4 protein-coding genes and 1 pseudogene are annotated in these 7,022 nt (G+C 66.2%); 2 read left to right on the top strand and 3 right to left on the bottom strand.

Going from position 1 to position 7,022, the window contains the following annotated elements:
- Window positions 1–25 precede the first annotated feature (25 nt).
- The 3 genes from BN1121_RS04035 to BN1121_RS04045 all read right to left on the bottom strand — a co-directional run bounded on the left by BN1121_RS04035 (window position 26) and on the right by BN1121_RS04045 (window position 3,349).
- The gene (locus BN1121_RS04035) at window positions 26–1,132 is read right to left on the bottom strand and encodes an alkene reductase (RefSeq protein WP_005361561.1); all 1,107 of its coding nucleotides are present in this window, start codon (window positions 1,130–1,132) and stop codon (window positions 26–28) included.
- A 139-nt stretch (window positions 1,133–1,271) separates the two neighbouring features.
- On the bottom strand, window positions 1,272–2,054 hold the full coding sequence (locus tag BN1121_RS04040; RefSeq protein WP_005361562.1) for a hypothetical protein: 783 nt from the start codon (window positions 2,052–2,054) through the stop codon (window positions 1,272–1,274).
- A complete protein-coding gene (locus BN1121_RS04045) occupies window positions 2,051–3,349 on the bottom strand; it encodes a sphingomyelin phosphodiesterase (RefSeq protein WP_005361564.1) in 1,299 nt (432 codons plus the stop codon). Before BN1121_RS04045 ends, BN1121_RS04040 begins: the two co-directional genes overlap by 4 nt.
- Before the next feature lie 412 nt (window positions 3,350–3,761).
- On the opposite strand from BN1121_RS04045, the gene ydiJ reads away from it, so the two are divergent.
- Both ydiJ and BN1121_RS19900 read left to right on the top strand, forming a co-directional pair.
- Window positions 3,762–6,809 (top strand): D-2-hydroxyglutarate dehydrogenase YdiJ, encoded by a 3,048-nt coding sequence (gene ydiJ, locus BN1121_RS04050; protein WP_005361566.1) that lies wholly within the window; start codon window positions 3,762–3,764, stop codon window positions 6,807–6,809.
- A pseudogene (locus BN1121_RS19900) lies at window positions 6,809–7,022 on the top strand (hypothetical protein); the annotation flags it as partial. The gene ydiJ and the pseudogene BN1121_RS19900, both read left to right, overlap by 1 nt.

Raw genomic sequence — 7,022 nt, forward strand, 5'->3', positions numbered from 1 at the left:
CTGCTGTTCATATCCAGTGAGCGTATCAGGCGGCCGAGCCATCGGCCTTGGGGTAATCGGTCAGTCCCTTGGCGTCGCCGCCAAACAGGGTGGCCGGATCGTGCTGGGCCCAGGGTTGATCGCGGCGGATCCGCTCCGGCAGATCCGGGTTGGCGACGAAGGGGCGACCAAAGCCCACCAGGTCGGCCCAACCCTCGGCGATGGCGGCGCGGGCTCGCGCCGCGTCGTATTTGCCGGCGTAGATGAGGGCGCCCGGATAGGCCGCGCGCAGAGCCTGCTTGAAGTCGCCCCGCATCATGGGAGCGTCGTCCCAGTCTGCCTCGGCGATGTGCAGGTAGACCACGCCGAGCTCGCCGAGCAGGCGCGCGGCGGCGGTGTAGGTCTGCTCGGGATCGGCGTCGACCGTGCCGTTGAGAGTGGTGAGTGGCGCCAGACGCACGCCGACCCGCTCCATGCCGATCTCGGCGCCGACCGCCTCGACCACCTCGCGCAGGAAGCGCAGGCGGTTGTCGAGGGCGCCGCCGTAGCGGTCGGTGCGGGTGTTGGACTCGGAGTCGAGGAACTGGTTGATGAGATAACCGTTGGCCCCGTGCAGCTCGATGCCGTCAAAGCCCGCCGCCATGGCGTTGCGGGCCGCCTGGCGAAACTCCTGCACCACGTCGGCAATCTCTTGGACCGAAAGGGCGCGTGGGGTCACTGTTTCCACAAAACCGGGGGCGCCCTCCTTGTCCACAAACACCCGCACCCCCTCGGCGCGCAGGGCCGAGGCGCTGACCGGCTGGGCGCCACCGATGTTGTCCGGGTGGGTGACGCGCCCCACGTGCCAGAGCTGGGCAAAGATGGCGCCCCCGTTGGCGTGCACCGCATCGGTCACGGTGCGCCAGCCGGCCACCTGCTCTGGGCTATGGATGCCGGGAGTCCAGGCGTAGCCCTTGCCGAGGGGGGAGATCTGGGTGCCTTCGCTCACGATGAGACCGGCGCCGGCGCGCTGGGCATAGTAGGTGGCCATCAGTTCGGTGGCCACGTCGCCGGGCTGGGCGGCGCGCGAGCGGGTCATGGGCGGCATGACGATGCGGTTGGCCAGGGCAAGCGGGCCGAGGCGCAGGGGGAAGAAGAGGGGATCGGGTTGCATTGGAAGCCTCGAGAGGTGTCAAACAGAGGGTCCCAGCATAGGTGGGTAGGCTGTGGTGAAAAAGGCCACGAAATACAAAGCAGTGCTGCATTATTCGCAGCAATACGCCGAACATGAGGGGGCCAGGCCCCCTCTCTGATCAGGGTTGCATGGGCGGGCGGGGCGTGAAGAAGTCACGCCGAAATCGCCCTATGGCCTCCTCTCGCTCGGCCTGCCAGCTCGCCTCATCCATGGCGTCCCGGCGCAGGGCTAGGCTCGCCTCCAGCTCGGCCAAGGCCTCCTGGTAGTGTTGGCGCTCGGTCCGCTGGGCCTGTTGAGTGGCCTCGAAGGCGAGGGTGGCCTCGGCCTGCTCCTTCGGCAGAAAATGGCGAGCCATCGGCGCCACTGGGTCATCGGGCCAGAGCTGGCGCGCCTGCTGCAGGCGGGCGGCGGGATTGAAGAGATCGGCGCTCAGCGCCGGCTCGTCCTGCACCCACCTGTCCTGCAGCTCGCTCAAGGCCGTCAGCCGCTCGACCAGGGGCAGCCCTTGGGTGGCCTCGGCGAGAGCATCCAGCTCCAGGGCGTAGCGCCCCTGCACCAGCAGGGCCGAAGGCTCGCCGCCGAGCAGGGCTGACAGGGTGGCCATCTTGTCGGCCAGAGGGGTGTCGCTGGATTGTGCCTCCTCGGCGAGGCGCTCCTCCTGCTCGGCGCTCAGGGCCGGCAGGGACGCAGGCGTGAGGGCCGAGGCTGCCGGGTCGATGGCGGGCACTGGTGCCGCGCCGGCCGGCCTGCCGGCCTCGCTCCTCGCAGGGATGAAGGGCTGAGCCTGCACCTCGGGCGCCGGGGCCGTGGACGCCGCACCGACCCGCGCCGGGCCGTCGGCCGGCCAGAGCAGCCAGACACCGACCAGGCAGAGGCCGAGGCCCGCCAGGCGCGCGTTCATCGGCTCACCTCGGCGTGGATCGGGAAGTGATCGGAGAGGTTGCTCTCGGGCCAGATCCCGGCGGCGCTGGTGCGCGGGATGAACACGGTATTGCGGTTTGCACTCGCCGGGGCGTGATCCTGGCTCACCATGACGTAGTCAAGGTACTCGACGTTGGTGCCGCCCGAGAGCAGGCCACCTGAGTAGGCGTTGACGCGGGGATCGAAGGTGGCGTCCCAACCGGCATAGCCAGGCTCATGGGCGTTGAGACCTGCCAGCATACCGGCGTAGTCGTCCGGGAACTTGCGCTTGTTGACGTTAAAGTCGCCGCCATAGAGCACGGAGTCCCCCTTGGGAATGGCCAGGCGCGCGGCGAAGTCGCGGATCTGGCGGAACTGAGTCTGACGGGTGGCGCGCGCGGCATCGGTGTCGAAGGCGGCGGTGTGGGTGGCAAACAGGTGCCAGGCCTTGCCCCCTTTGATCACCTCGGCGTAGACCACCCCCTTGTCGGCGAAGCAGTCGGTACCGGTGCAGTCGGGATAGACGAACTGGGCCTCACGCACTATGGGGTAACGGCTGACGATCACCACGCCGCCGTCGTGAATGTTGATGCCGGGCTTGTCGAGCACCTTGGTCTGGTAGGGATACTCCTTGGCGAGCGCCTGCAAGAAGGTGTCGCGGCGGCCATCGAACACCTCTTGCAGCAGCAGGGCGTCGTACCCTTTGAGATGCGATGGCAGCAGGGTCAGGCGCTCGCCGATGCTCTTGGCAATGACGGGAAGGGCCCAGATGTTATAGGTGGCGACCGACAGTCGCCCCTCGTCGGGTGACGGGGTGGGCGCGCTCTGGGGCGCCGTGATCTGATAGTCGAGATCGTCATAACGCCCGGTGAAGCGGGCGGCGAAGGCGAGCTCGCGGGCGCCGGGGAGACGATGGATGGTGCGATCCGACAGCCAGCCCGAGCGGGTCTCATCGGTGGCGCCACCGTGGCGCAGGGTGGTGTTCCACCAGGTACCGACCATCTCCTGACTCAGGGAGTAACGGCTGCCATCGGCGGCGGTGACCCGGGTCTCGAAGCGATCGATCTGGCCAGCCTTGACCCCCTCGTAGCGGTTGAAGCTCAGCACCATGGCGCGCTCCCAGGGGCCGAGCTCCTGACGGTGTTGAGTCCACTGGCTCCCCTCCTGCAGGGGGCCGTCGTGGCGCACCTCGATCTGCACCGGCTCGGGGCCGTTATTGGTGAGGTAGACGTCAGTGTCGGCCAGGGCGAAGGTGCTGGTGAGCAGCAGAGGCAGGGCTAACCGGGCGTGGTACATGAATGACTCCTTGTCGTCGGATGAAATGTGACCGTGTTATGCCGGACACAGGCGTCACTTCATTTACATATTTGTTACAACTCGGTGAAAGGCCCTATATGGGGGTCAGGGCTTGTGTGGCTGGCGGGGCGCGACCGTGCATCTGGTTGGGCCAGTCGGGGGGCGAGTGCCGAGCGGGGGAAGAATCAGCGGGAGTCCTGCCGCTGCCCTTGTCTTCCAAGGGGCAATCCGGCAGGGAAAGCGCTGACAGGCTTGATCCGGCCTTGGCCGTGACTGGTATACTGCCCGCCGACGAATAACAAGATGTGAGCGAATGTCGGACGGCGTGGATGCCGCCGCATTGTGGTCGCCGGAGCGCCGGCTGGAGCAGCATGTCGTCTGACATGGTCAAACAAGCAGGGAACAAGGATTCATGATCCCGAGACTCGATTATCAAGGCAGTGTGTCCCCCCTCGTCATCGCATTTTTGGATGCCCTGACGGCGAGAGGTTTTCAGGGGGATGTGGACAAGACCTATGGGGGTCGGCTCGCCATGGCGACCGATAACAGCGTCTATCAGGTGACGCCCCAGGCGGTGCTCTTCCCAAGGGACGCCGACGACATCAGCCACATGCTGACCCTGGCGCAGGAGTCCCGTTATCGCGAGCTCAGCTTCTCTCCCCGCGGTGGCGGCACCGGCACCAATGGCCAGTCTTTAAGCGCCGGCATCATCGTCGATCTCTCGCGCTACATGAATCGGATCCTCGAGATCAATACCGAGCAGGGGTGGGTGCGGGTGCAGGCCGGTGTCATCAAGGATCAGCTCAACGCCGCCCTCAAGCCCCACGGTTTCTTCTTCTCTCCCGATCTCTCCACCTCCAACCGCGCCACCATAGGCGGCATGGTCAACACCGACGCCTCGGGGCAGGGGTCGCTCGTCTACGGCAAGACCTCGGATCACGTGCTCGGTCTCAAGGCGGTGCTGGAAAATGGTGAAATCATCGCCACCGAACCCCTCAAGGGCGCGCGTCTCGCCGACAAGCTGGCCCTCGAGAGCCGCGAGGGGGACGTCTACCGCACCCTCTATCGTATCGGTCGTGAGCGCCGCGCCGACATCGAGGCGACCTTCCCCAGGCTCAACCGTTTCCTGACCGGTTACGATCTCAAGCATCTCTACGATCCGTCCGAGGATCTCCTCGACGTGAGCCGGGTGCTGTGCGGCTCGGAGGGCTCCCTCGGCTTTATCGTCGAAGCGCGTCTCAATATCACGCCGATCCCCCGTTATCGCACCCTGGTCAACGTCAAGTACGACAGCTTCCCCTCTGCGCTCAGAAATGCCCCCTTTATGGTGCAGGCCCAGGCCCTCTCGGTGGAGACGGTGGACTCCAAGGTGCTCAATCTTGCCAAGGCCGACATCATCTGGCACTCGGTGCGCAGCCTCATCGAGGAGGTGCCGGGCAAGCAGATGGACGGGCTCAACATCGTCGAGTTCGCCGATCTCGATGAAGCCGACCACGGCGCCAAGGTGACGGAGCTGTGCCGGCGCATCGACGCGCTGATGGCGCGCGGCGAGGCCGGCATCATCGGTTATCAGGTGTGTGACCATCTGCCGAGCATCGAGGCCATCTACGCCATGCGCAAAAAATCGGTGGGCCTGCTTGGCAACGCCGACGGGCGCAAGAAGCCGGTCGCCTTCACCGAGGACACGGCGGTGCCGCCGGAGTCGCTGGCGGACTTCATCATGGAGTTTCGTGCCCTGCTCGACGAGCACGGCCTCGACTACGGCATGTTTGGCCACGTGGATGCCGGCGTCTTGCACGTGCGTCCGGCGCTGGACTTGTGCGATCCCGAGCAGGAGGTGATGCTGCGGCGCATCTCGGATCGGGTGGTGGCGCTGACTGCCAAATATGGCGGCCTGATGTGGGGTGAGCACGGCAAGGGGTTCCGTTCCGAGTACGGCCCCGCCTTCTTCGGCGAGCTGTGGCAAGAGCTGCAGCGGGTCAAGGGGGCGTTCGATCCCAATAACCGCCTCAACCCGGGCAAGATCTGCACCCCCTTCGGCAGCCAGGCCGAGCTGGTGTCGGTGGATGGGCCCAAGCGCGGCAAGTATGACCGCCAGATCCCGCTGCCGGTGCGCACCAGCTACACCCGGGCGCTGGACTGCAACGGCAACGGCCTGTGCTTTACCTTCGAGACCGACTCCCCCATGTGCCCCTCGGTCAAGGTGAGCCGCGACCGGCGTCACTCCCCCAAGGGGCGCGCCGGCCTGATGCGCGAGTGGCTGCGTCAGCTCGCCCTGCAGGGGTTCGATCCCCTCGCCGAGGAGGTGGCCCTGCAGTCGGGCGGCGTGCGCTTCAAGCAGATTGTCGACAAGGTGCGCAACACCTGGGCCCGCTCGCGCGGTCAGTACGACTTCTCCCATGAGGTGATGGAGGCGATGGAGGGGTGCCTGGCGTGCAAGGCGTGCACCAGCCAGTGCCCCATCAAGGTGGACGTGCCGAGCTTCCGCTCCCGTTTCATGCAGCTCTATCACAGCCGCTACCTGCGCGCCCCCAAGGACTACTTCGTCGGCACGGTGGAGAGTTACACCCCCTGGATGGCCAAGGCGCCGCGTATGGTCAACTTCTTCCTGGAGAAGGAGTGGATGCAGAAGGCGAGCGAGAAGGTGCTCGGCATGGTCGACGTGCCCCTGTTGTCGGTGCCGACCCTGGCCGAATCGCTGCACGACAACAAGGCGCGCTACTTTGACTTGCCGGGGCTGGAGCGCATGAGCGCCGAGCAGCGCCAGAAGGTGGTGCTGATCGTGCAAGACCCCTTCACCAGCTACTACGACGCCCCCGTGGTGCGCGATCTGGTGCACCTGTGTGACAAGCTCGGCTATCAGCCTTATCTGCTGCCCTTCAAGCCCAACGGCAAGCCCCAGCACGTCAAGGGGTTCTTGCGTGGGTTTGCCCGCACCGCCGCCAACACAGCCCAGTTCCTCAATAAGGTGGCGCGCCTCGGGGTGCCGCTCATCGGGGTCGATCCGGCCATGGTGCTCTGCTACCGGGACGAGTATGCCAAGGCCCTGGGCGAGGCGCGCGGGGAGTTCAAGGTATGGTTGCCCCAGGAGTGGCTGCTGACCCTGCCGGCGCCCGAGGTCAGTACGGCGGCGGACGAGCCCTGGTACCTGTTCGGTCACTGCACCGAGAAGACCGCCCTGCCGGCCAGCACCCAGGAGTGGAAGCAGGTGTTCGAGCGCTTCGGCGCACGTCTCGAGGCGGTGGCGGTCGGGTGCTGCGGCATGGCCGGCACCTATGGCCACGATGCCCGCCATCTCGAGCATTCGCGCGCCATCTATGGGTTGAGCTGGGCCGAGCCTCTCGCGCGCTTGCCCAAAGAGCGCTGTCTCGCCACCGGCTACTCGTGCCGCAGTCAGGTGGGGCGCATGGAAGGGGAGAAGCTCAAGCACCCGCTACAGGCCCTGCTCGAGCGGTTGTGATGCTCAAACCCAACCGGCGCTTCGTGGTGCCCGAGGAGTACCGTCACGCCAGTTTCGTGCTCAAGGGGTGTAGCGAGGCTCAGGCCGTGGTGGAGTTTGTCATCCTGATGCGTGAGCGTGAGCGGCTGCACCAGCTGTTTCGCCCCGATGACCCCTGGCCGTCGGTGCGCTTCTCCCTGGCCCAGCACGAGGCCGATCTGGAGTGGCAGGTGG

Source organism: Aeromonas diversa CDC 2478-85 (assembly GCF_000819805.1).
Lineage (GTDB): Bacteria > Pseudomonadota > Gammaproteobacteria > Enterobacterales > Aeromonadaceae > Aeromonas > Aeromonas diversa.

Bases quoted from the DNA above. Each gene is read 5' to 3' on its own strand.
- BN1121_RS04040 (WP_005361562.1), bottom strand. From the start codon at position 2,054: ATGAACGCGCGCCTGGCGGGCCTCGGCCTCTGCCTGGTCGGTGTCTGG.
- ydiJ (WP_005361566.1), top strand. From the start codon at position 3,762: ATGATCCCGAGACTCGATTATCAAGGCAGTGTGTCCCCCCTCGTCATC.
- BN1121_RS04035 (WP_005361561.1), bottom strand. From the start codon at position 1,132: ATGCAACCCGATCCCCTCTTCTTCCCCCTGCGCCTCGGCCCGCTTGCC.
- BN1121_RS04045 (WP_005361564.1), bottom strand. From the start codon at position 3,349: ATGTACCACGCCCGGTTAGCCCTGCCTCTGCTGCTCACCAGCACCTTC.